The sequence below is a fragment of the Mesorhizobium sp. genome (assembly GCF_005063415.1).
GTDB lineage: Bacteria > Pseudomonadota > Alphaproteobacteria > Rhizobiales > Rhizobiaceae > Mesorhizobium.
Genome location: NZ_SUEG01000336.1, coordinates 1 through 275 on the forward strand (window position 1 = coordinate 1; position 275 = coordinate 275).

Genomic DNA, 275 nt, shown 5'->3' on the forward strand with positions numbered 1-275 from the left:
GTTGGATTGAGACTGGGACCTATTCCCCAGATCACGTCATCTTTCCAACACGCATTGAGCTGGAAGTGGCTCCACGGTCATCGCCCCGTCCGGCGCCCGGCTTCCCGCATCGTATTTGAGCCTGAGATCGACAAAGGCATCCTCGCCGCTCGACTCGTCCTTGTCGGCGAATAGTCCGATCCTCAGTCCCGCGACGACATCGACGGCCCCTGGCGCCGGGGCGAGCTTCTGCAGGCACGCCTCGCGCGCGATGAGGAAAGCGTCCTTGTCGTCCA

1 protein-coding gene is annotated in these 275 nt (G+C 62.5%); it reads right to left on the reverse strand.

Features of this window, described 5'->3' with window-relative positions:
• Positions 1-36 precede the first annotated feature (36 nt).
• The coding region (locus E5W70_RS32435) for a hypothetical protein (RefSeq protein WP_292665440.1) at positions 37-275 on the reverse strand (239 nt) is incomplete at its 5' end.